The organism is Flavobacterium sp. P3_A6 (genome assembly GCF_056403035.1).
Genome location: NZ_JBFUGG010000009.1, coordinates 36660 through 60664 on the forward strand (window position 1 = coordinate 36660; position 24005 = coordinate 60664).

Here is a 24005-nt window from a genome sequence, read left to right on the forward strand (position 1 = left end):
CTACCTAATTTAGGATATATAAACGAAAGTTTGTTTCGCATATATACAAGTTATCTACAACTTTTCATCCAACCATCCGATTTGCACCTAAAGTACTGTATTTACTGACATTGTATTTTTTACAAATGCAGAATAAAGCATAAAAAAGCATCGAAATACTTGTTTTGTTGTACCTATTGTTGTACCTTCGTATTACGATGCACCCGATTGAAACCCCTTATTTTTCAATGGCTTCGCTTCTTTTCATCAGTTTACAAATATAGTACAACATTCCTAAATTCTCTTTATTATGGCATCTGTTAAGCTAATTTTAAGAACACATCAGGCAGACCAAACTGGACACAGCCCTTTGTATATCCGAATTATAAAAGATAGAAAAACGAAATTTATCACTGCTGGAGTGAAGCTTAAAGAGAGCGAATGGGATGAAGCAAAGCAGAAAGTAAAAAAGAACCATTCGAACAGTGCCAGGATGAATGCCTCATTATCTCAAAAAATTGCAGATGCTGAAGGACAGGTTGCCGATATGGAACGCAAAACAAAAACAGTATCCGTAAAGAAACTCAAAGAAGCTATCAAAGGAAAAGAAGTGCCAAACTTTTTTGAATATGCCAGAAAGAGATTAGAGAAAATCAAAAGCACTGTTTCTTATTCCACTTACAGAGCATACACCTCCCAGATTGATAAATTTGAAAAATATATGGGAACAAAGGATGTGTATTTTGATGAAATTACGGTAGCTTTATTAAACGACTATAAATTTCATTTAAGCAATACATTAGGCAACGGAGATACAACGCAACGACTTTCAATCATTGTACTCGGAACCATATTTAGGGATGCTATCAGAGAAGAAGTAATTCCCGAAACGATGTTTCCTTTCAGTAAAGTGACTTTAAAAATCAGCGCATCTAAAAGATTATTTCTAAACAAGAAACAGATTGACAATTTAACTCAATTAAAGCTCATAGAAGGCAAAAAAGCGATGATGTGGAGAGATTTATTTCTATTCTCCATTTATGCAGGTGGATTGCGTTTTAGTGATGTTATTGAAATGCAATATTCCAATTACAATGAAGCCGAACATAAAATACAAAAACACATTCGTAAAACGGGAAGAGTTCATCAATTCAAGATTGGAAAAGTAGCCATAGACATTCTTGAAAAATATAAAAAGACAAACGCCAATCACGATGATTTTATCTTTCCAGTTATAGTAGACAAAGAAGGTTATTTAAACAATGAAGCCAAACGTTACTTTCAAACAGCAGGTTTCAATAAATTAGCAAATTGGCATTTAAAAAAATTAGGAGAAAAAATTGAACTTCCTTTCGACCTTTCATTTCACTTATCAAGACATAGTTTTGCTACTAATGCTTTAAATAATGGAATGAGAATTGAGCACGTTTCTAAACTTATGGATCATCGTGATATAAGCACAACACAAGTTTATGCGAAAATCATTAGTGAAGAATTAGATAAGGCAGTTGACAATTACATATTTTAATTTTCTTTGAATAAAATGTAATAAAATTCACAAATACCCGTTAAAACCTCAAAAAGTGTATAGTAGTTAAAATCTCACTAAAACATTAATAAAAAATTATGAAATCCTTTGTAAAAGGATTTTTTTTTATTTCTAATTTAGCTTAAAGAGAAGAATCATTTTCGAATGAAATAGAATCGAAATAAAGGAGTAAGAAACTTGAAAACAAGCAAATTACAAGTTAACAACAACAACGAAATAGCACACAAATTCTATTTCAAAACGTATGTAAAAACATAAAATAACAATTGCCCCTGTATTCTATGGAACAACACATTCAAACAGCTTCGTTTGTAGAAATGATAGTAGTAAAATCTACACAATCTTTAAATCCTGATTTTGATATTATTCTTGACGATAAAGTTACATTGCAAAAGTATTGCAATGCTTTAATTGACAAAATTTTTGAACTCACTCAATCCGAATTCCCAGCATTTATAAACTACCAATCTAATTTAGTAAAAGAACCTGTTGTCTGGCTTAACGAACTTGAAAAACTAATAGCAAATAATGAATCATTATTTACAGGAAAATGTGCTTTAAGCCGTTACCATAAACTCTTTTATCTTATTGAGAAAAAACAAAGCGATTTGCAATCTTCGAGCGTAAAAGATTCTAAAATAAACACGCCTAAAAAATATATCAATGCGGAAAATGAAGACCGCTACTTTTCTTTTTATGAGCTTAAAAAACAACTAGAAAAAACTCCCTGCGATAAACAAAAAATATTGTTGTTAACTAAAGAAAAACACGAATACAGACAATCAAATATTGAATTCATCAATCAAAAAATACCTTTATTTGACAAACAATGCAGTAAAGAAATTGAACAAATTTATGAAATTGGAAAATTAAAATTCGAACTTGAAAAAGCGAAATCCAATAACTGCAACTGTCAAAAGCAAATTAATAAAATCCAATTCAATTGTAATGTAAATCAGTTTGTCGACATATATTATCAATTATACCGAGAGTTGTTTTCCAATGGGAAACCCATTATCGATGGAAACATTAATGATATGGTTGCAATGATCGTAAATTCATTCGTTGACAAAGACGGAAACGAAATAAGTCCCCAAACGGTCGAAACAATACTCAAACCTTCTAGAGGCGATAAACGTCCGAAACCTCATAAAAGAATAGACATTGACAAACTCCTTTAAAACAAAATAGTCCCGCGGGACTATTTTGGGACTTCAGGACTTTTTTACACTTCTCACATTTGCACCATAACATTTAAAAAACTTTAAAAATGGATGCAATTATCTTCACAAAAGACCAGTTCACAGATCTAATGAGCAAATTAGACGCAATTCAAAGCCAACTTTCTACAAAGGCTGACCCTAAGAAAGAAACTTTTCTAGACAATCAGGAATTCCTTCTTCTGATGAAAATTTCAAAACGTACCGCACAAACCTGGAGAGACGAAGGCAAAATTTCCTTTAGTCAAGTCGGAAACAAAATCTACTACAAATTATCTGATGTGGAAAAACTCCTAACCGAGCATTACAACAAATCTTTCAAAGGAAAATAAAAGAATCAGTTACTACAGAACCTACGAAGTATGCAAATGCAAATTTGTCAATACAACTTAACTGAATACTAATAACTGATCACCGAACACTATACTTATGGTAACAATATTTAAAAACTTCAACGAAGTTGTAGAACACAAATCCCTTCTAACAATTTTAGAGGAAATCAAAACTGGCAAATACAGACACGCCATTGTTTATCTTCGAAAATCATTGTCAGAAAACAAACAAGAAGCCTACGACAAAGCCAAAAAATCACTTCCTGCATTTACACCTTCAGCAAAATTTGTTGGAGGTCGTAAATTGGAATTCTTGGCAGAATATTCCAATTGCATAATTCTTGACATTGATAAATTAAGTGCTCCCGATTTGCAAAATGCGTCGCATTTGGCTAATCAAAGTGAATTCACTTTCGCCAGTTTCATTAGTCCTTCTGGAAACGGATTAAAAATTCTAGTAAAAATTGACACTCCAAAAACCGAACACAAAGAAACATTCTTATTGATCCAGGAGTATTATGAAAAATTATTAAATCTGGAAATCGATAAGTCCGGAAAAGATGTAACCAGATTATGCTTTTATTCTTCCGATGAAAATTTATATCTGAATGAAAACGCCACAGTATTCACAACTGTCAAACCTGCCCCTTGTCAAGTTGAGCCTGTCGAAGATCTTCCAACCGACAACCAACAACTCACAACCAACAACAGCGGAGCAGTCTACAACCACTGCATAAAATTCACCGAAAAAAAAGTACAATTCGTGAATGGCAGTCGAAACGTATTTGTACATCAATTGGCGTGTAACCTAAACCGGAAAGGCGTTTCACTTCACGAAGCTCTAGGAAACATTCTAACAGATTTTGGATATGACGAAAAGGAAGTAACCCAAGCGGTAAACAGTGCTTACGGGAACATTCAAGAATTTGGAACGAATGAAACGAACCACAAACAAAAGAAACCTACAACCAAGAACACACAACCTACAACTTCCGATTACGATGAAGACGACGAAGACAAACCAAAACCAACCCAAATAGACCGTTTAGAACTGTTTTTATCAAACAAATATATATTTCGTCATAACATAGTTTCGGGCAAATTAGAATTTCAATATTTCGGTAAAAAGAAGTGGAATGTAATGAATGATTTTATCGAAAACTCAATGCTTCGGGAGTGTTTAAAAGGACGAATCAAAACCAATTTATCTTCATTAAGAAATTTGCTTTATTCTGATTTTTGTGAACTGTACAATCCATTTGAAGATTACTTTTTCAATTTACCATCCTATGACGAAAAGACCGATTACATTACCGAATTAGCCAATACAATCACAACAACCAAACAAGACCTTTGGCAACAATGCTTCAAAAAATGGTTGGTTGCAATGGTCGGATGTGTACTGGATGATAAAGTGATAAATCACACCGTAATTGTATTTAGTGGCAAACAAGGATTAGGAAAAACAACTTGGGTAGAAAAACTCGTTCCAAAACAATTGAAAGAGTATTTGTTTTCCGGAACCATCAACCCAAACAATAAAGATACGTTGGTTCAGCTGGCAGAATGTATGTTAATCAACTTGGACGAACTCGAAAACCTAAACCGTTCAGAAATTGGATCACTAAAAGAAATTATCACTAAAACACAAATCAGAATGCGTAAAGCCTACGGACATAACAACGAAACAATGCCCCGAAGGGCATCCTTTGCAGGAAGTGTCAACACAGCCCAATTCTTAAACGACAGTACAGGAAGCAGACGATTTCTATGTTTTGAATTAGAAGGCATACAATACCAGCACGATGTAGATATTAATATGGCTTTTTCACAAGCTTTATATCTTTTCAAAAGTGGCTTTAAGTTTTGGTTTGACCAGGAAGAAATAAAAGCCATTACAGAAAGTAACGAACAATACCAACTTCGAAGCCCAGAAGAAGAATTGCTTTTAACTTGGTTTGAACCAATTATAAGAAACGAGGATAATCAATTTGTTGACAAAGAGGGCAACATTTTAACACCACAAGCATCAGGAGGAAACATTGGTGGGATGCTTTTTCTTAATGCATCTCAAATTGCTTCCAAACTGGCAGATAGGGCAAAATTAAATCTAAACGATGGAACGATTAATAAACTCGGAAAAGCACTCAAGAAGCACAACTTCGAACGCTTAAAAAAGAATGGAATATTTGTCTATGCAGTATTTGAAAACTCTTGGGAGGAAGTAGATAATAAAAACAAAGAAATTGCAGAATAACTAGTTGTTTTAAGTAATGGTTTGAAATACTTTAGTTTTCGTCAATTTCATAGGGTAAGGTGGGTAAGCAAAAAACGTTGAAACTTTTTTTGTTTTTTTTCAAAAGAAAAAATCAGGCAACATAATCACAAAACAACGCAAATCAAAACAACTGCTGTTTCGTTTTGCGTTGTTTTCTTCGGATAAATCCGAAAGTTTCAAAACTGAAAGAACTAAAAATATTTTACTCAAAATTTGGTTACCCTCCTTACCCTAAATATTTCTGCGTTATTTTTCTATTTTTTTTATCCGTTTACGTTTCTCCTCATTTTCTTTCGTCTGCTTTTTCGTATGTTTGTAACTATTTGTTTTTTATTAAAAATTAAACTTCTAATTTCTATAATAGAAACAGTTGTAATTATAAAATTTGCTGTCAAATTATTGATTACTAAAGCGGAATCAAATGAGTAAAAAGGATTTATCAGAAAGAGACATCTGCACAAAATTTATAACACCTGCTTTACAAAAAGCAGGTTGGGATTTGCATAAACAAATTTTAGAGGAAGTATTCTTTACTGATGGTAAAATCTATGTAAGAGGAAAGTTAACCGCTAGAGGGGAACGCAAACGAGCTGATTACATTCTGTATTACCAAGATAATCCTGTAGCAGTAATTGAAGCAAAAGACAACAAACATTCTATTCGGTCAGGTATTCAACAAGCTTTAGGATATGCTGTAATTTTAGATATTCCTTGTGTTTTTAGTAGTAACGGTGATGGTTTTTTGTTTCACGATAGAACTGTAAATGATTCGAATATTGAAACAGAACTCTCTTTAGATGAATTTCCTAGCCCAGAAGATTTGTGGGAGAAATACAAACAATACAAAAACATAGCTACATCCGAAGGAGAAAAAATAGCATTACAAAAATACTTTTCAGATGGTTCTGGCAGAAAACCAAGATACTACCAACAAATAGCTGTAAACAGAACTGTTGAAGCTATTGCAAATGGTCAGGATAGAATTATACTTGTGATGGCAACAGGTACAGGAAAAACCTATACCGCTTTTCAAATTATATATCGGTTGTGGAAATCGAGAACCAAAAAGAGAATTCTCTTTTTAGCTGATAGAACGGCTCTTATTGACCAAACCCGAAAAGGAGACTTCAAACATTTCAAAGACAAAATGACTATCATCAAAAAGAAAGTCATTTCAAATGGAAACGGAAAAGACGAATTGGTCAGTAATAAAAAAAGAGGAATTGACACTTCCGATAAAGCTTATGAAGTCTTTCTGGGATTGTATCAAGGATTAACAAATAATGAACCAGGGATTGAAGATGCCTACAAAGATTTTTCTCCTGATTTTTTTGATTTAATTGTTATTGATGAGTGCCACCGTGGTAGTGCAAATGAAGATAGTGCTTGGAGAGAAATACTGACCTACTTTAACAAAGCAACCCACATTGGTTTAACGGCTACACCAAGAGAAACTAAAGAAACCAGCAATACAGAATACTTTGGAGAACCTGTTTATACCTATTCTCTAAAACAAGGAATTGATGATGGCTTTTTAGCTCCGTACAAGGTAATTAGAGTAGCTTTAAATGTCGATGCAGAAGGATATCGCCCACAACAAGGAAAAACGGACAAGGAAGGTAAAGAAATTGAAGACCGTATTTACAATCGTAAAGATTTTGATAGAAAATTAGTTATAGATGAACGAACAGATATTGTTGCTCAAAAAGTAACTGAATACCTAAAAGGATTAGACCGTTTTGCTAAAACAATTATTTTCTGTGTTGATATTGACCATGCCGAGCGTATGCGGAATGCAATTGCAAAACACAATGCCGATTTAGTTGCAGAAAATTATAAGTATGTAATGCAAATTACAGGCGATAATGAAGAAGGCAAACGGGAACTGGATAATTTCATTAATCCAGAAGAAAAATATCCAGTTATTGCAACCACTTCCGAGTTAATGACTACTGGTGTTGATGCACAAACCTGTAAAGTAATTGTGTTAGATGCTAACATCAATTCTATGACAAAGTTCAAACAAATTGTTGGTCGCGGGACAAGAATTAATGAAGAATTTGACAAGCTTTATTTTACAATATTGGACTTTAGAAATGCTACGGATAATTTTGCCGATCCTGCTTTTGATGGAGACCCATTAAGAGTAAAACCCATTACTGAAGAAACCGATTTAACTACCATTATTGATGAAGAAGAGAATGAAAACTCTCCAATTATTGATGATGTAACTGGTGCTGAAATTATAATTGCAAAACCCGAAATCAGGAATCCGGTTAATGAACCTAATACAGAATATATAAAAAGAGAAAAACAATATATCAATGGCGTAAATGTTTCTGTTTTAGTTAGTAGAGAATTATTTTTTGATTCAAATGGAAAACCAATAACTATTAGCTTAAAAGATCATACCAAAGAAATCATAAATGGAAAGTATGCTTCGTTAGAAGATTTTTTACTGACTTGGAACAAAGCCGATAAAAAAGAAGCCATTATCAAAGAATTAGAAGAACAAGGCATTATGGTTGAGGCACTATATGATGCGGTTGACAAACAAGTCGATTTGTTTGATTTAATCTGTCATGTAGCCTATGACCAGCCACCATTAACTAGAAAAGAAAGAGCTAATAATGTAAAAAAGCGCAATTACTTTTCTAAATATGGAGAACAAGCACGTAAAGTAATGGAAACGTTATTAGACAAATATGCAGATGAAGGGGTTGTGAATATTGAAAGTATTGATGTTTTAAGAGTAAAACCATTTGACGATTTCGGTTCGCCTTTAGAAATCATTAAAGAATTTGGTAGCAAACAAAAATATTTAGAAGCAGTTAAAGAATTAGAAATAGAATTATATAAAAGCTTCGCTTAATGGTTATTGATTTAAAAATTCATGCAGAAAATCATAAATTGAAGATTCTCAATGAACTTAACAAAATGATAGATACAGTCAAGCTAATTGAAGATTTTCAAAAAGTAGAATTTGATTTTCTCAATTACAATAAGATTGATCTAAAAAGCCTAGATCTAAAAAATGTAATCTATGTTTTTAAAATTATAGATTTTGGCGAAAAAGGAAGTAACATTTCTTTTTGCAATAGAATACAAACAATAAAGGAAACAAGAAAAAAAGTAAAATATCCTAAAGTAAATTCGAATCATGCTGTAGATGAAAACACAACACTTTATATAGGAAAATCAAGCGGGTCGTTCAAAAACAGAATAAGGCAACATTTAGGACTAGTTTCAGAAAAAACATATTCCTTGCAACTCCGAAGTTGGCTACAATTCTCGGATTTATCGCAAGTCAAATTAGAATTATATTATACTTCAATTGATTTTGAAAAATTAGGAATCAAAGACCACGAAGAGCAAAAAACGCTAATCGAATTATTAGAAACAGCATTACACAATTATTACAAACCTTTATTGGGTAGAAGTGGTCATTAAAAAGAAGAAAAGTTTAATTATAGATAAAAGCCTAGTAGATAAAGATGGAAGAAGGTATTAGTATTGATTATAAAAGCTTAAAGAAGGTATTAGATACAGCAGGAAAACTCAAATCGGAAGGATTAAGAGACCTTGCGGTAACTAGTGTCGCTTTTGCTAATGTGCATGGCGGTAAAATTGTTATTGGTATTGAAGACAAAGACAAACAACCACCATTAAATCAAACTATATCAGTTAAAACTGCAAACGAAACGGTTACCCGACTAAAATCACTTTGTTTTAATGTAGGTTTTCAACTTGGTGAAATAGAAAGCCATACTAATGGGAGTGATTTTTTCACTATTACAGTTTACCCAACATTAAAATCAGTTGCTACAACTGCAGACGGTAAAATCTATATCAGAATTGGAGATCAATCTCAACCAGCAAGAAGTGAAGACATTGTTCGTTTAGCAAGTGAAAAAGATGCCTTTCAATGGGAATTGCAACCCCGAAATGTTTCTTACACTGAAATTCCTCAAATAAATATGCAATGGTTTGCAGATGAAATCAGAAAGTCAGACAGGGTAAAACAAAATATCAAAGACCTTTCAGACATTGAAATAATTGAGCATTACAACCTTATCGACAAAGGAAAGCTGACTAATCTTGGCGTTTTATGGCTCGGTACAGCCTCACAAAGAAGCCGATTAGTATATCCTTTAACAGTCCAATACATTGTGTATGATGATTTGGAAAAAAAAGTCAGAAAAGAAGATTGGCAGGATTATTCAAAAAACCCAAAAGAATTACTTTTAGAAATTGAAAAAGAAGCAATTGAGCTAACCTACTACGATGAATTCCCTCTAGGGTTATTTCGAAATAAAATCAGACATTATGATGCCCGATTGATTAGAGAATTACTTATCAATGCAATTGCCCACAAGAGCTATACTATTTCAGGCGATATTTTCATAAAAGTATACCAAGACAGACTCGAGATAACAAATCCTGGTGGATTGCCTTTAGGTATTACTAAAGACAATATCCTGCATACCACTTACAGAAGAAATCCACATTTAATAAGAATCCTTCATGATTTAAAATTAATGGAAGGAGAAGGAACGGGATATAATTTAATCTATGAAATCACAAGTCGTGATGCTAAAGCATTTCCAATACCTATTTCAGATTATAATGCGACTTCGGTAACCCAATATTCAAAAATCTTAGACGAAGAAGCTGTTTTATTGCTAGATTTCATTGCGAAAAACTATCAATTGTCACAAAAAGAGTTTATAGCACTTGGAGTAATTACACGCCATAAAAAAATATTAGCAACACAACTAACCAAAGAATTACAACTAACCGATGAAGATCGTTTAAGATCCTATATTTCAAAACTCTCTAGTCAGTCTATTATCATAAATAGAGGCGAAAAGAAAGGCAGAGAATACTTGATTAATCCTAAACTGATTGCGAGTTCTAAAATCAACATTAAGCCTACTTTAAAAACCATTGAGCAACCCAGATTGAAAGCTTTAATTGAAGAAGTTCTCAAAATGACACCAAATATTTCTGCTTCAACTATTCATTCAAAGATTGGAGATGTTGCTATTGCCGATGTTAGGAAGTGCATTTTTAAAATGGTAAAAGAAGAAGTACTTGATTTTGGTGGGGCAAATAAAAACAGAGTTTATTTTTTGGCAAAAAAAAGATAAATGAAAGATAAACATCACTTAAAAACAAGTGTAATCACTTAAAAACAAGTGTTTTATATTATTTTTTTCGAGTAGATAAAAATTAAAAAATATTGATATTTTATTGGCATAAAAAAATTAAATGAATATTAAATCCGTAAACAGAACAAGTTAAACTACTGATTTTAAAGAGATTTATTTAATTCGTGTAAAAATAAAAATGTTGTTTTAAAAATAAAATAGTGTTAAAACAGTAGTGGCAATAAAAAAAAGAATTGTAAAAGAAAACTAAAAACAAATACTTCAAGTAGTTGATTTTTAAAGGAATTTTTGTTTTTTAGCCCTAATACAACAAAAAAAGAAAATAAAAAGAATACCTAAAAAATACTAATACAAATATGAGTAATATTTCAAGCATACTTAAAAGCATACAAAACATAATGTGGCAGGACACTGGACTAAACGGTGATGCACAGCGCATAGAACAACTCGGTTGGATGCTTTTTCTTAAAATATTCTCTGACAAAGACAAAGAACTCGAAATACTAGATGAAAACTATACCTCACCAATTCCAGACGAATTTCATTGGGTAAATGAAAAAGGCAATTGGGCTGGTGATGATGAAGGAATGACGGGCGATGAACTAATAGAATTTGTAGACCGCAAACTATTTCCAGCTTTACGAAATATTGATGTGAGTTCCGGAAACCGAAGAGCATTAATAGTACGTGAAGTGTTTGAAGGCAACAATAACTACATGAAAAGCGGAATCAACATCCGTAAAGTGTTGAACAAGCTGAACGAAATGGACTTTAACATTGCCAAAGACCGTCACGCCTTTGGAGAACTCTACGAAAGTATTCTTAAAGGCATGCAAAGTGCAGGTAAAAGTGGTGAATTCTATACACCACGTGCCATTACTTCTTTCATTACCGAAATGATAAACCCACAACTGGGAGAAAAGATACTAGATCCCGCTTGTGGAACAGGTGGTTATCTAACCTGTACTATTGAACATTTGAAAAAACAAGCCAATAGTGTAGAAGAACGCCAAAGCATAGCCGAAAATGTTATGGGTTGGGAGTACAAACCACTACCTTATTTATTAGCGACTACCAACTTGATTTTGCACGATATGGAAGTGCCTAATATTCGTTTTGGCGATGCCTTAGATCAGCCTTTGAGTAACTTTACAGAAAAGCACAGGGTAAATGTTATTGTAGCCAATCCTCCATTTGGAGGTATTGTAGCCAATAATAATGAAACCAACTTCCCTCAAAATTTCCGTACCAAAGAAAGTGCCGATTTGTTCCTAATTTTAATGATTCATCTTTTAAAAAAAGGAGGTCGTGCCGGAATCGTTTTGCCAGATGGTTCACTCACAGGCGATGGCGTAAAACAAAGAGTACGACAAAAACTCTTGGAAGATTGTAACCTGCACACGATTATACGTTTGCCTAATTCTGTTTTTCAGCCGTATGCGACCGTAGCAACCAACTTATTGTTTTTTACCAAAGGAACACCTACGAAAGAAGTTTGGTATTATGAACATAAGTTACCTGAAGGAGCTAAAGCTTACAACAAAACCAAACCCATACAAGCCAAAGAATTCAATCCCATAAAAACATGGTGGACGGATCGCAAGGAAAGTGATATTGCTTGGAAAGTGGATATAAAAACTATCATAGACCGCAATTATGACTTGGATATTAAAAACCCAACCAAACAAGAAGAAACCCACGAATACAATAGTGTGGAATTGATGGAAATGTTGCATGGTTCTTTTGACAAAAGCAATTCGTTGTTGGAACAATTAAAAAATGCCGTGAAATAATGAGTTGGCAAAAAGTAAAATTAGGAGATTTATGTATCATTGAAAAAGGAAAGACAGGAATTCAAAAAGCAATTTCTGGTGAATTTCCTTTAGTGGTTACTGCTGAAGATAGAAAATCACATAACGAATATCAATTTGATGATGAAGCGGTAATTATTCCTTTAGTTTCAGGAACTGGGCATGGGCATGCTAGTATTAAACGTTTGCATTTTCAATCAGGTAAGTTTGCTTTAGGTTCAATACTTTGTGCTGTTATTCCAAAAAACAAAAACATTTTAAATGCGGAATATCTTTTTCGTTTTCTTAATCTCAACAAGGAACGTGAATTAGTTGATAGAATGAAAGGAATGGCAAATGTAAGCTTGCCTATTAAAGAGATTGCCAAAATTGAAATTCCTTTACCAACTTTAGAAGAACAAATTGAATTTGTTGAGAAATATAGTTTACTTGAAGCTGATAGTGAAGATATTTCTTCTGAACTAGATCACCAACTCGATTTAATCAAACAATTGCGTCAGGCATTTTTGCTGGAAGCTATGCAAGGAAAGTTAGTTAAAAATACCAATAGCAAAGAAACAGGCAAACAACTACTTGTAAAAATAAAAGTAGAGAAAGCAAAACTCATCGCAGAGAAAAAGCTCAAAAAAGAAAAAGAATTACCGCAAATTACCAAAGAGGAAATCCCTTTTGAAATTCCAAGACATTGGACTTGGTGTAGATTGGGTGAAATGTGTGTTAAAATAGGCTCTGGGAGCACTCCAAAAGGAAGTAATTATTCAGAAATTGGAAAGCCATTTTTTCGTTCTCAAAATATTCATGATAATGGTTTAGTTTATGACGACATAAAATTTGTTTCTGATGAAGTTCAAAAACAAATGAATGGAACAATTGTAATTTCAAATGATATTTTATTAAATATCACAGGAGGTTCATTGGGAAGATGTGCACTAGTTCCAATTGATTTCAATGAAGGAAATGTAAGTCAACACGTTTGTATTATCAGACCTCTTTCAATAAACAACCTCTTTTTGCATAAATTATTATTATCGCCTTACTTTCAAAAACTAATATTTGGTTCAACAACAGGTGCAGGTCGTGAAGGATTACCTAAATACAATTTGGAGCAATTCATTATTCCACTTCCACCACTCCATGAGCAAGAACAAATCGTATCCAAGTTAGAAGAGTTAATGGGGTTTTGTGATGGGTTGAAGCAAAGTATTAAAGAAAGTCAAGGATATAACGAAATGTTGTTGCAACAGGTCTTGAGAGAGGCGTTGCAGGGAGAAAAAGTTTAATTATGAAAGAAAATTGGAAGTATTACCACGAGTTAGGTCATGGAATTATTGCTCATGTTTTTGATGGATATCTTACGAAATTTGAGTATCTAACTTTTGAATTAAATGACGAAAGATTTAATTCAAGAGATGAGGGTTATACATATTCTTCTCCATTAGAAAATATGAATGATATAATTCAAGTCGACATTCAAAAAGCAGTTTTGGTCGATGGTTTATATTTTTTGTCAGGTATAATTGGAGCTACTTATTCGGAAACAAAAATTGAAGAAAAAATTAGTCCTGAAAATTATAAAAACATTTTAGATTATAGAGGCTCAGATGGTGATTTTGGCATTATCAATAGAGGTAATAGACCATATGGTTGGTATTTGAATGAGTTAAAATTTTCAAATGAAAACAAAATTAATTTACACTGTAAACTATATAACATCCTTAGTAAACTTTTTATTAAACCTGAAATTCAAGCAGGAATTGAAAATCTATTTAACAAACTTATAATAAAAAATATATTATATCCTGAAGATTTTCAGGAAGTATTTGATTCGAAATTGACTGATATTTTAAAATCTGAATTATTAATTTGTTTATCTAAAGAGATATTCGGTGATATTACAAACGTCAATTACGATAAAACGTCAATCAGCATATTAAAATAAGTTAACCCAAATTGTTAGATTAAGTCATATAAATAAAATATTGTAGCTTTTGATTTGAAAGGTATAACAGATTTAGAATGTTTAATTAAGAAAATAAATTATGGAAAATGGAAAATTAGGAAGTAACTATTTTACAAGTCAATCACTTGATAGACAATTCGATTTCAATTTAACACTGATTGATTTTCATAATTTATTTAATAATGAAGTACGTGATGACAGGACTATTGCAATATTGGGAGGAACATTTTTAGAAATGTGTCTGGAGCATATTTTATATGCTTTTCTTCCTGAAGAAAAAGAAGCGAAAAAATTAATGGAATATAATCAACCATTAGGAAATTTTAGCAATAAAATTTCAATGGTCTATTGTTTAGGACTTATTGAAAACGTTGTAAGAGAAGATTTAAACTTGGTTAGAAAAATCAGAAATGAATTTGCTCACAATTTATATGCTTCTTTTGAAAATGAAAAAGTAAAATCTTGGTGTAATGGGTTAAAATGGCACAAGATTTCACTTAGTTCTAATCCTCCTATTGAAGCTACTAATCTTGATTTATTTCAAGTTGGAGTAAACACAATGATTTCTCATTTGAATGGATGTGTCAGTATTGCTCGAGGAGAAAAACGAAAAGTTAGAAATAATTTTTAAAATTAATTGGTGTCAAATAATATAAATTAATAGCATTTTGTGATAGCTTGAGAGAGTATAAAATAAAGCAAGGTTCTAAAATGTTGTTGCAACAGGTGTTGAGAGAGACGTTGCAGGGAGAAAAAGAAATAAATTAAAAATAATATGGACATTAAAAATTTTAGAAAATTAGTAAATGATAGTCCTATAAAGGATAAATTAAACAGTTTTAATGTCATTTTAAATTATCCACATCTTGATTCAAGGTTTGAATTAAAAGGAATTCAATCTATCTATAAATTTATTTATGATCAAGTTATTGGTTGGAATCATATTGAAATAATTCCTGAATATTTGGTACATTCAAAAAATCATTTCGAATCATTAAAAGCGCAATTGATTGGAATATCAGACTATTTTAAGGAAGGTAATCATAATCAACTTGATGCTAACTGGGGGCAATTTATACAGATTTTTAGTAGCTCAAAAGTACGAAGTAGAAATTTTGTTTTTTTAATCGATTCACCAGAAACTGATTTTCTAATAAAAGTAAACAGTAAAAATCTTAATTATACCCAAGGAGCAATCGACTATATTACAGATAGCCCCATAAATTTTGGTAGTGGTAAAGATTATTTTACAGGTGTTTTATTGGCTTATGAATTCAAAAACCAAACAGAATCTGAACTACTTCACAGAAGAAATAATGAAAAAATCAGTTTAGGTCATATACGAGAAAAATACAACAATCATATTGTCGAAGCAGAACAACAGCTCAATGGATACATTTCTGATGCAAAAGATAACTTAACGGGGCATTTTGAATCTATTGAATTGTTAAGAGAAGAAAAGAATAAAACTTTTGAAGATTGGTTTAAAAATACTGGAGAAGAGTTTGATAATTTTTATGCTACAGCCCAAGAATCAATAAAGAACAATGAAGATTTATATAGAGAAAAATTAAGATTAGAAGCTCCTGCTAAATATTGGAAAGACAGAGCTATAATACTCAAAACAGAAGGAAAATCATATCTAAATTGGTTAATTGGTGTATCTCTAATTGCATCTGTTTTATTATTTACTTTATTAATTTCATTAGGAACTGATTATTTTGAAAAAGCTTTTAATAATAGTATTAAAGGCATTAAATGGTCTATCATATTGATTACAATAGTTTCTCTTTTAGCATTTACTATAAAAATTTTATCAAAATTAACTTTCAGTTCATTCCATTTATCAAGAGATGCAGAAGAAAGAGAGCAATTAACACATTTTTATTTGGCACTCAAAAAAKATACAGCAATAGAACCACAAGAACGTCAATTAATTTTACAATCTCTTTTTAGTAGAGCAGATACGGGATTATTAAAAGATGATTCATCACCAACAATGCCTACAAGTATAATTGAGAAATTTTCAGGAGTTAAATAAAAAACATCTTTTATAATTAAAAAGAATAGCCGATTTAATGTTAGTCTGTGATAGTTTGCAACCAAGTATAAGAAAATCAAGAGTATAAAGAAATGTTGTTGAAACAGGTTAGAGAGGCGTTGCAGGAGGAGAAAGAAAAAATTAAAAATTAAAGTTAATCAGTTTATATGAACAATCCAGAAAGTGTAAAATTAGAAGTATTCACAATTGCATTAAAACCTGTTGCAGGATATGAAAACAATAGTTTTGAAGATTTAATCCTAAATATTCCAGGCGTTATTCCTGAAAATAACTTATTCACTGAATTTTATCAATTATTTATTAATCGTATTGATGAAGGATATACTGAAGTAAGAAACAAAGCTTTTACATTAACTACAGATGTTCAAGAGTATGGTTATAATCCTACCAATGAAATTATTTGGGGAGTTTTAAAAGGGGGATCTAAAGGGTCTGGCAAAACAAAATCACCATTAAATAACAGAGAAACCGAAGAAGATTTAAGCGGTAATGTAATTAATGATAAATACTTTTTTTATCTTCATCTACCTTTAGGAAGCAGTTCTGGATATTTGTTTTTTCAAATATATGGGGGAGAAAGTATTAGAAAAGAATTTATACAACACATAAGGGATTTATTTAGTATTAGAGGTAAATATAACAAACCAGAGCCTTCCGCTATTTTACCCGATAGTATAAGAGACGAGTTTAAAAATAACAGCAAAGTTGTAGGTCTAAGTTATCTCACAAGTACGTTATCTTCTTCTCTAACTAGCGATACCGAATTTTCTAATTTATGTAGAGAATATAATATTGAGATTTCTATTAAACCAAAAGGGGATAATAATATTCCTCCAGAAAGGATAGGTTTATTAAATAGAGTGATGTCTGGATTAACTTTTAATAATTTACCTTTATCAAGAGCTAATTCAAGAAAAGTATCATTACAAAATTTAGCATCTAAAAAAACTTCAACTTTTGAATTGGATACGAATGATGTGATGCCAAGAATTTATTTAGAAGGCAAAGTGCCATTAGATGTTAATGGAACTCCAAATTTTGTAAATTTAAAATTATTTTGTGATGATTTATTAAGAGAGTTAGTCGAAGGTGAATACACTAGAATTGCAAGAATATGATAAAAAAAATCTGGAATATTTACTTAAATGCTACTAGAAGTATTTACATTGGTGACGATAACAAAGTGAATTATCGTGAGTTAATCATTGTATATACTATAATAACAGCATTAAGTGTTTTTCTGGTTTATTACAAGCATGATAAGTTTATTGAAGACTCTAAAATTCTAGCAATGCTTTTGTCTTTATTTTCGGGCTTAATGTATAGTGTATTATTAAAAATACCTGATAAATTGACTAAACTACAGACGATAGAACCAAATAAGGATGAAACTATTAAAGAACTAAAAGAGAGAACAGAAACCAATACTCTAAACAATAGAACTTTTAATTATTTGAAGAATTTTTCATTCACTTTATCCTATTCTATTATAGTAGCAATAATGTGTATATTTTTTGTGATTGCTAGTTCTTTTTTTACTTCGCTACTAAACTTTCACTTATCAACTGTTGGATTCAATTTTGAAACAATCGACTATTGTCTAACAATAAAAGTCTGCTTAATTATTTTGTATCGTTTCTTATTTGTTTTTTTTATGTTTCAATTTTTATACTTCATCACCAAATCAGTTATTTACTTAACGGACTTTACTTTGTATGAATTTAATAATTTGAAATAAGAAAAGATATTTTAACTACTTACCGGTCAAGAGTAAATCGTAGCCTAATTGAAGTCCTTAAATTACATTTCGTGATTATTTGCAAAAACGTATAAGAAAATTAATAGTATAAAGATAAAAAAATATGGCAAAAGGAGATTATAAAAAAGAATTCGGAGGCAGTAAATCAGGATATCAAAAAGGAATCAAAGACACATTAAAAGTTATTGGTATATCTATTTTATCATTGGCTTCAATAATTATTGCAACTGTTGTTGCTAAAAAAAGATAGAATTTTAAAAATAAATTATTTTATGGCAGATTATGATTTTTCAACACTCAACAGTTCCGATTTAGAAGAACTTGTTTGTGATTTATTAAACCTAGACCAGCCTAATGGTTCAGCAATCAAATATAAAACCTTTAAAGACGGAAAAGATAAAGGGATAGATTTATTATATTCAACAGAGAAAAATCATTATGACCATGTTGGTCAAGTAAAGCATTATTACAGAACTGGATATGATGGTTTATATCAAGTTTTAAAAAACACAGAAGTAAAAAATGTTAATGCCCTAAAACCTAATAAATATATTGTTGCTACTTCGGTAGATTTGAATGTTGATAATACAGAAGCGATAAAAATTTTATTTGGAGATTATATTAATAACCTAAATGATATTTACGGGAAAAAAGATTTAAATAGATTAATTGAAGAAAATGAAGGAATATTAAATTCTCATTATAAATTATGGTTATCTGATTTTTCAATTTTAAAGAAACTATTAAGTTCAGATTTAGAATTTAGATCTTCTGCTTTTGTTGAACATGAATTAAAAAAACGTCTGAGGACTTACATTAAAACGCCATTATTCGATGAGGCTCAAAAAGCATTAGACAAAAATAAGTTCATTATAATATCTGGGGAACCAGGTGTTGGAAAAACTACTTTGGCAGAAATGCTTATCTATAAATATATTGCAGAAGGCTATAATTTATCATATATCTATGATGATATTAAAGAAGCTGAAAAATCACTAACACCGGGTAATTCTAAACAGATAATTTATTTTGATGATTTTTTAGGCAGTACTAAAGTTGAAATAAATAAAGCTAAGGGTAGTGAAACTGCATTAAGAACTATTCTTAGAAGAGTGGAAAAAATGGAGAATAAACTAGTTGTCTTTACTACTAGATCATTTCTTTTAATTAGTGCAGTTGAAGAAAGTGAAAATTTAAGACGATTTAATATAAAAGCTAAATCAAGTTTATTTGAATTAAAAGAATATGATTATATATTAAAAAAACAATTACTTATAAATCATATCGAAGAATCCGAAATTAAGGACGAGTTAAAGGAAGCATTGTGCGATAATAAAATTCAAGAATTCATTGTAAATCATACGAGTTACACACCTCGTTCAGTAGAATTTATTACTTCAGAAGATCTAGTAAATCATTTTGATGCTGATGAATTTAAAGAATTTATTTTTTCAAGTTTTGATTATCCAAATGAGATATGGAAGCATGCTTATACTGAACAAATAACAGAAGATGATAGGTTGCTTTTAAATACACTTATCAGTTTTGGAGATAATGCAAATATTACTGAACTAGAAGTTGCTTTTAATAGTAGGGTACAATATGAAATAGAAAACAATAATAAGCACAGAGAAATGTTTGCTTTTAAAAAAGCATTTCAACGTTTAGAAGGTGGGTTTATTCTATTAAAAAATGACGTTAATGTAAATTTTATTAATCCATCATTAATAGATTTTCTGGTTAAATATTTAAAACAAGATAAAGAAGAAGTTTTAAAAATAGTTAAATCGGTAAAATATGTTTCACAATTAACAGAAAGATTATTTTCATTACGCTATGATAGTAATAATGAAATACCTGAAAGTTTGGAGAAAAGATTACTTACAGATTATCAATCTTTTATAAGTGATGGTAATAGTGATTTTGATTTAATTCAATTGGCTTTGGTAATTTATAAATACATAGATAATATTGATAAAGAAGATGTTATTTGTGAAATAATTGATAGTATTACTGAATGGGAAGCACTATATGAAGATTATTCTTTAAACTCCCATTTTAAAGAATTCATGCTTGCAGTTAAAGATAATGAAAATATTAATTCTGTTTTACAAGATAGAATTGAAGAAATTGTTTCAGAACTATTTAGAGGCAAGAATGATATCAATGAAGCCATAGATCTACTTGAAGAATTAATTAAAAGTTTTGATGTTGACTTCGATAAATTAGATACAACAAATATTACTTATCATTTTGATGATTTATTTAGTGAACATATTGCAAATGAAGTTCAATGGTTATTGGATTGGATGACTTATGAAGACGAAGCGCAAGAAAAATTAGACGAAATAGAAAAACTAGTTAAACGAATAAATGATTTAGGTTTAGAATATGAAGCGAATACAGAGGAATTTGGTTTTGATTGGTATGAAGTAGCAATGGAAAATGAAATGGCAAGATTAATGGCTAAAGATGATTAATTTCAAATTTAGAAATAGTCATTATCTCATTCAGCTTCACAAAATCCTCGTTTAGTCCAAGTATTCCTAAACTCACATCTTTGTTTGCTTCATTTCGTTAATGACTATTTCCACAGCGATTATTGATTTTCTTTTTACACATCAGTAAGTCGTTAAAATTGAATGAGTTAATATTTTTATAGTAGTACACCACATAGCTCCAAATTCAGTATTTTTGCATTGTGAAGCAATCAAAAAACATAGCGAAAATTTTTCCCAAACATTTATTTTGGGATATGGATTATACGAAACTTGATCTTTCCAAAGACAAGGCTATTATTATTCCAAGAGCTTTGTATGCAACAACTCCAAAAACATTTGAAACAGATATTCTAAAATTAGAAGCACTATATTCAGCAAAAGATATTGTTAAATATTTAAAATTAACAACAGAGAATATCAGTAACAAAGTTTGTGTAAATGTGGCAAAGAGATATAATGTAAAGCCATTTCTTCGTTTTACACTTTAATTTATAAATGGCGGTTTTCAAATAACCCAAAAAAAGAAATAGGAACGCTATCGCTGACCTTTTTGCGCCCACCCAGCCAACGCTCTGCCAACGCTCCTGTGTTTTTGGGCTTCTGCCAACGCTCTAATAGCACATTGTAGCTTGTTCCGTAAACTCCACAACTACAATAAGCTACTTCCCAACGCTCGAAAGTCCAAAACCACCCCCAAGCTATGTTACATAATAAGCCATTATGGTTCAGTATGGCTGAACACCAGCCACACCGAAACCATAAGCTTATTATGTAAAATATCCCCTCCCCAACGCTCCCACCCGAAATAGGAATTGTATTTGCATTGTTTTTTGAAGATGCCATAGCTACATCGAATAACGTTTTTTAGTAAATAGAAACCCTCCATTTCACAAGAACAGTTAGGCATCCTCAAAAATCAAATTTCCCCACAAGAGTATCGTTTTTTATTTGCCAGAACGATAGTAGTAAATTGCTTTTAAGCTGTCTTGATGCTCTTCACTTCGAAGCACCAAATCAGTTGAATAGAATTTTTTATTTCAGGACAACTTACCCGGCATCAAGCCAACTTTAAAAGCAATCAGAAAAAACCCAGTCAGCAAATAAAAAACGATACCCTTGTTTCGCTACTGCCAACGCACTACGAAAGTTCAGTTGGGGGAATCTTCCATTCCCCCAAACCCCCTTGGATGCAATTTTTTTTGAAAGAATGCCACAGCATCCAATTCCAAAAGAAAACCCCTAATAAGCATTCTCTCAAAAAAAACAGCGCTGATTCCCCCTTCATCCGAATGACCTCTGACAAATTTAAAGATTAAGGCTTCCTTGCCTCCCTTTTTCTGATAAACCAACCCTTTTTTGATTGCCAAATGAAAGCTGTTTAAAGCCAATATAAGGGCAATGTATTCCGCCCACTTAAATAAAACGGTATAAAATAAAGCAAATGACCAATTGAAACTGTCAAAAACAAAAAAAGCCCCGAATTACGAAGCTTTCAATTTGATTTTTAAACTGTTTTAAGGATTTACTTTTGGTTCTTCTTCTGATTTTACAGCAGTTTGAGAAACCACAGAAATAATACTACCTCCCAGAACCAAGTAGCCAGCTACTGAAACCAATCCAACAGGCAAAGCAACTGGAGAAGCAATGATTACACCGCCAACAGATGCCAAAGCAATTCCAACAGTGCGAAGAACTTTAAACCATTTTGGAGTTGGTGCCAATGTTCTTTCTACGACATTCATATTTTTATTTTTCATATTCTTGATTTTTTAAAATTATTAATTCTATGTGTTGTACTCTTTTTTCTAAATATTCTACTTTTTGGTTCAGTAAATCATTACCACTTTTGAACTCCGTTTTGATGATTAAAGCCATTGTTTTTACTTCAATCAAATCTTTTTCCATACTCTTAAAATCAGAGTGTAATTGCTTGATGAAATAGGCTACAACCGAAAGTAACAATGTGATAAGTGTTCCAAAAAGCACCGTGATATTATTGATGTTTTCCATTATTTTGGCTTTTTAGAATTGAAAATTATTTTCAATAGTTATTGTATTCGTTTCAACCTTAGCCAGTGCAACCAATTTTGGATAAATCATTTTATAAGCTGAAATACTTTGAGAAACTTGATAATTACCATCAACAAATTGAAAACCAAAACCGCAAAGCGGACAGCCTGCAGTTTCTTTGATGCTGTTTCCAGTATGGATATACACAAAACTAAAATTGGGTAAACCCGTAATCTCAATCATTCCTTCGTGAAGTTTTCCAAAAGCTTTTTTGTAATCCACATTTTTAGCTCCATAAGTATTTAGTTTTAAACTAAAAACACCTTTTGGAATGGCAGTTTCTGAAGCTATTTTTACTTCTCTTATTTTATCTTCTAATAAATAACATTGAAAGATTCCGTTGATATACAACTGGCTCAATGTACTTTCTTTGCCCTGGGCAACTCTTATTATTTTAGTTTCCATAATTATGATAGATTGGAGTTAAAACAAGAAATCCCCCAATTAGATTGAGGGATTTTTTGGTTTTGTTTCTAAAATGCGTCCTCGACTTTCAAACAACTACCACTTGAAAACAAGTAATAATTTGGTCCTACTTGTTGGTAAAACTCAATTCCGATACACTGTAAAACAGTTGTATTTGCCGTTGGAACAACTCCACCAGGTAAAGTTGCTGATATTGTTGTAGCAGGAATTGGAGCGTACAAGTCCAAGAAACCACTGAATTGAATATCGTTTACTTCATTCAAATCAGCATCCATAGGATCATAACTGTTTGTAGTAGCATTATATTCAAAATCACTCACTACAGAAAGTGAAGTAATCAATCGGAAGTGAGTGGTTCCAGATGGAGCACTAACCAAATTCGCAGGATTAAAGTCAGGAATTACAAATTCGCAACTTGCTCTGTCAGGAGTGTGAGTTAATGAGTAAGGAGCATTGAAAATACCAGTTAAGGAAATGTTTTTGTTAAATTCAAATCCTTTTAGATAATTGCGTTGAGTAGAGATTTCAATTTTACGATACCCTCTGGCTTCGGTTTGATCTTCCAAGTTGATTTTCTTCATTATAGAAGTTAATCTTCCTGTTACTTGACTGTCTGACATTTGCTTCATTATTTGAGATAAGCCAGTTCGAACAGATTTCCCTGCTTTGGCACAAGCTCCAAATTCGTTCATATTCTCACGAGTTCTCTCAAATTCAGGAGCAGTTAACACTTGGTCACCCGAAGGTCCGCCAACCATACCAGCGAAAAAACCTTCTTGTCCTTTAATTTTGAAGTGTCGGATATCTCCAAGAGTTCCAACATACTTGATAACACCTTTTTGTCTTGCCATTTTTTCTAATTTTTTAAAGTTAATATTTGCTTGCAA

22 protein-coding genes are annotated in these 24005 nt (G+C 31.5%); 16 read left to right on the forward strand and 6 right to left on the reverse strand.

The window, feature by feature from the left end; genetic code table 11:
* Positions 1-289 precede the first annotated feature (289 nt).
* The 16 genes from AC1DVP_RS10865 to AC1DVP_RS10940 all read left to right on the forward strand — a co-directional run bounded on the left by AC1DVP_RS10865 (position 290) and on the right by AC1DVP_RS10940 (position 21110).
* On the forward strand, positions 290-1507 hold the full coding sequence (locus tag AC1DVP_RS10865) for a phage integrase SAM-like domain-containing protein (protein WP_477183493.1): 1218 nt from the start codon (positions 290-292) through the stop codon (positions 1505-1507).
* A gap of 302 nt (positions 1508-1809) precedes the next feature.
* The gene (locus AC1DVP_RS10870; protein WP_477183494.1) at positions 1810-2709 is read left to right on the forward strand and encodes a hypothetical protein; all 900 of its coding nucleotides are present in this window, start codon (positions 1810-1812) and stop codon (positions 2707-2709) included.
* Positions 2710-2798: 89 nt separating this feature from the next.
* On the forward strand, positions 2799-3080 hold the full coding sequence (locus AC1DVP_RS10875) for a helix-turn-helix domain-containing protein (protein WP_073371263.1): 282 nt from the start codon (positions 2799-2801) through the stop codon (positions 3078-3080).
* Positions 3081-3177: 97 nt separating this feature from the next.
* Complete coding sequence (locus AC1DVP_RS10880; RefSeq protein ID WP_477183495.1) at positions 3178-5337, forward strand: VapE domain-containing protein; 2160 nt, start codon at positions 3178-3180, stop codon at positions 5335-5337.
* A gap of 442 nt (positions 5338-5779) precedes the next feature.
* Positions 5780-8230, forward strand: coding sequence for an EcoAI/FtnUII family type I restriction enzme subunit R (gene hsdR, locus AC1DVP_RS10885; protein WP_477183496.1), 2451 nt, complete (start codon positions 5780-5782; stop codon positions 8228-8230).
* A gap of 65 nt (positions 8231-8295) precedes the next feature.
* Positions 8296-8808, forward strand: coding sequence for a hypothetical protein (locus AC1DVP_RS10890; RefSeq protein WP_477183497.1), 513 nt, complete (start codon positions 8296-8298; stop codon positions 8806-8808).
* A 44-nt stretch (positions 8809-8852) separates the two neighbouring features.
* The gene (locus AC1DVP_RS10895) at positions 8853-10508 is read left to right on the forward strand and encodes an ATP-binding protein (RefSeq protein ID WP_477183498.1); all 1656 of its coding nucleotides are present in this window, start codon (positions 8853-8855) and stop codon (positions 10506-10508) included.
* Positions 10509-10885: 377 nt separating this feature from the next.
* A complete protein-coding gene (locus tag AC1DVP_RS10900) occupies positions 10886-12322 on the forward strand; it encodes a class I SAM-dependent DNA methyltransferase (protein ID WP_477183499.1) in 1437 nt (478 codons plus the stop codon).
* Positions 12322-13620 carry a restriction endonuclease subunit S gene (locus AC1DVP_RS10905; protein WP_477183500.1) on the forward strand — a complete coding sequence of 433 codons (1299 nt, stop codon included), beginning with the start codon at positions 12322-12324 and terminating at the stop codon, positions 13618-13620. Before AC1DVP_RS10900 ends, AC1DVP_RS10905 begins: the two co-directional genes overlap by 1 nt.
* A gap of 2 nt (positions 13621-13622) precedes the next feature.
* Positions 13623-14279, forward strand: coding sequence for a hypothetical protein (locus AC1DVP_RS10910; protein ID WP_477183501.1), 657 nt, complete (start codon positions 13623-13625; stop codon positions 14277-14279).
* A 100-nt stretch (positions 14280-14379) separates the two neighbouring features.
* Positions 14380-14931 carry a hypothetical protein gene (locus AC1DVP_RS10915; RefSeq protein ID WP_477183502.1) on the forward strand — a complete coding sequence of 184 codons (552 nt, stop codon included), beginning with the start codon at positions 14380-14382 and terminating at the stop codon, positions 14929-14931.
* 144 nt (positions 14932-15075) lie between these two features.
* On the forward strand, positions 15076-16341 hold the full coding sequence (locus tag AC1DVP_RS10920; protein WP_477183503.1) for a DUF6161 domain-containing protein: 1266 nt from the start codon (positions 15076-15078) through the stop codon (positions 16339-16341).
* 167 nt (positions 16342-16508) lie between these two features.
* Positions 16509-17480 carry a hypothetical protein gene (locus AC1DVP_RS10925; protein WP_477183504.1) on the forward strand — a complete coding sequence of 324 codons (972 nt, stop codon included), beginning with the start codon at positions 16509-16511 and terminating at the stop codon, positions 17478-17480.
* Between the two features lie 744 nt (positions 17481-18224).
* Positions 18225-18371: a hypothetical protein gene (locus AC1DVP_RS10930; RefSeq protein ID WP_477183505.1), complete on the forward strand. Its 147-nt coding sequence runs from the start codon at positions 18225-18227 to the stop codon at positions 18369-18371.
* A gap of 22 nt (positions 18372-18393) precedes the next feature.
* Positions 18394-20601 carry an nSTAND3 domain-containing NTPase gene (locus AC1DVP_RS10935; protein WP_477183506.1) on the forward strand — a complete coding sequence of 736 codons (2208 nt, stop codon included), beginning with the start codon at positions 18394-18396 and terminating at the stop codon, positions 20599-20601.
* Positions 20602-20822: 221 nt separating this feature from the next.
* The gene (locus AC1DVP_RS10940; protein WP_477183507.1) at positions 20823-21110 is read left to right on the forward strand and encodes a DUF6922 domain-containing protein; all 288 of its coding nucleotides are present in this window, start codon (positions 20823-20825) and stop codon (positions 21108-21110) included.
* Between the two features lies 1 nt (position 21111).
* On the opposite strand, the gene AC1DVP_RS10945 is transcribed toward AC1DVP_RS10940, so the two are convergent.
* The 6 genes from AC1DVP_RS10945 to AC1DVP_RS10970 form a co-directional block, all read right to left on the reverse strand.
* The gene (locus AC1DVP_RS10945) at positions 21112-21465 is read right to left on the reverse strand and encodes a hypothetical protein (protein ID WP_477183508.1); all 354 of its coding nucleotides are present in this window, start codon (positions 21463-21465) and stop codon (positions 21112-21114) included.
* A gap of 305 nt (positions 21466-21770) precedes the next feature.
* Entirely contained in the window at positions 21771-21989 is a 219-nt protein-coding gene (locus AC1DVP_RS10950; protein ID WP_477183509.1) for a hypothetical protein, read from the reverse strand.
* Between the two features lie 147 nt (positions 21990-22136).
* Positions 22137-22379, reverse strand: a complete 243-nt coding sequence (locus tag AC1DVP_RS10955; RefSeq protein WP_445552234.1) for a hypothetical protein — start codon at positions 22377-22379, stop codon at positions 22137-22139.
* On the reverse strand, positions 22369-22632 hold the full coding sequence (locus tag AC1DVP_RS10960) for a hypothetical protein (protein WP_073372063.1): 264 nt from the start codon (positions 22630-22632) through the stop codon (positions 22369-22371). Before AC1DVP_RS10960 ends, AC1DVP_RS10955 begins: the two co-directional genes overlap by 11 nt.
* A gap of 12 nt (positions 22633-22644) precedes the next feature.
* Positions 22645-23097, reverse strand: coding sequence for a DUF5675 family protein (locus AC1DVP_RS10965; RefSeq protein ID WP_477183510.1), 453 nt, complete (start codon positions 23095-23097; stop codon positions 22645-22647).
* Between the two features lie 68 nt (positions 23098-23165).
* Positions 23166-23969 carry a hypothetical protein gene (locus AC1DVP_RS10970; RefSeq protein WP_477183511.1) on the reverse strand — a complete coding sequence of 268 codons (804 nt, stop codon included), beginning with the start codon at positions 23967-23969 and terminating at the stop codon, positions 23166-23168.
* Positions 23970-24005 lie beyond the last annotated feature (36 nt).

Excerpts from the sequence above, each read along its gene's own strand:
- AC1DVP_RS10960 (WP_073372063.1), bottom strand. The coding sequence starts at position 22,632 with ATGGAAAACATCAATAATATCACGGTGCTTTTTGGAACACTTATCACA.
- AC1DVP_RS10890 (WP_477183497.1), top strand. The coding sequence starts at position 8,296 with ATGATAGATACAGTCAAGCTAATTGAAGATTTTCAAAAAGTAGAATTT.
- AC1DVP_RS10875 (WP_073371263.1), top strand. The coding sequence starts at position 2,799 with ATGGATGCAATTATCTTCACAAAAGACCAGTTCACAGATCTAATGAGC.
- AC1DVP_RS10865 (WP_477183493.1), top strand. The coding sequence starts at position 290 with ATGGCATCTGTTAAGCTAATTTTAAGAACACATCAGGCAGACCAAACT.
- AC1DVP_RS10900 (WP_477183499.1), top strand. The coding sequence starts at position 10,886 with ATGAGTAATATTTCAAGCATACTTAAAAGCATACAAAACATAATGTGG.
- hsdR (WP_477183496.1), top strand. The coding sequence starts at position 5,780 with ATGAGTAAAAAGGATTTATCAGAAAGAGACATCTGCACAAAATTTATA.
- AC1DVP_RS10910 (WP_477183501.1), top strand. The coding sequence starts at position 13,623 with ATGAAAGAAAATTGGAAGTATTACCACGAGTTAGGTCATGGAATTATT.
- AC1DVP_RS10970 (WP_477183511.1), bottom strand. The coding sequence starts at position 23,969 with ATGGCAAGACAAAAAGGTGTTATCAAGTATGTTGGAACTCTTGGAGAT.
- AC1DVP_RS10905 (WP_477183500.1), top strand. The coding sequence starts at position 12,322 with ATGAGTTGGCAAAAAGTAAAATTAGGAGATTTATGTATCATTGAAAAA.
- AC1DVP_RS10965 (WP_477183510.1), bottom strand. The coding sequence starts at position 23,097 with ATGGAAACTAAAATAATAAGAGTTGCCCAGGGCAAAGAAAGTACATTG.
- AC1DVP_RS10935 (WP_477183506.1), top strand. The coding sequence starts at position 18,394 with ATGGCAGATTATGATTTTTCAACACTCAACAGTTCCGATTTAGAAGAA.
- AC1DVP_RS10915 (WP_477183502.1), top strand. The coding sequence starts at position 14,380 with ATGGAAAATGGAAAATTAGGAAGTAACTATTTTACAAGTCAATCACTT.
- AC1DVP_RS10880 (WP_477183495.1), top strand. The coding sequence starts at position 3,178 with ATGGTAACAATATTTAAAAACTTCAACGAAGTTGTAGAACACAAATCC.
- AC1DVP_RS10895 (WP_477183498.1), top strand. The coding sequence starts at position 8,853 with ATGGAAGAAGGTATTAGTATTGATTATAAAAGCTTAAAGAAGGTATTA.
- AC1DVP_RS10925 (WP_477183504.1), top strand. The coding sequence starts at position 16,509 with ATGAACAATCCAGAAAGTGTAAAATTAGAAGTATTCACAATTGCATTA.
- AC1DVP_RS10955 (WP_445552234.1), bottom strand. The coding sequence starts at position 22,379 with ATGAAAAATAAAAATATGAATGTCGTAGAAAGAACATTGGCACCAACT.
- AC1DVP_RS10945 (WP_477183508.1), bottom strand. The coding sequence starts at position 21,465 with ATGGCATCTTCAAAAAACAATGCAAATACAATTCCTATTTCGGGTGGG.
- AC1DVP_RS10930 (WP_477183505.1), top strand. The coding sequence starts at position 18,225 with ATGGCAAAAGGAGATTATAAAAAAGAATTCGGAGGCAGTAAATCAGGA.
- AC1DVP_RS10870 (WP_477183494.1), top strand. The coding sequence starts at position 1,810 with ATGGAACAACACATTCAAACAGCTTCGTTTGTAGAAATGATAGTAGTA.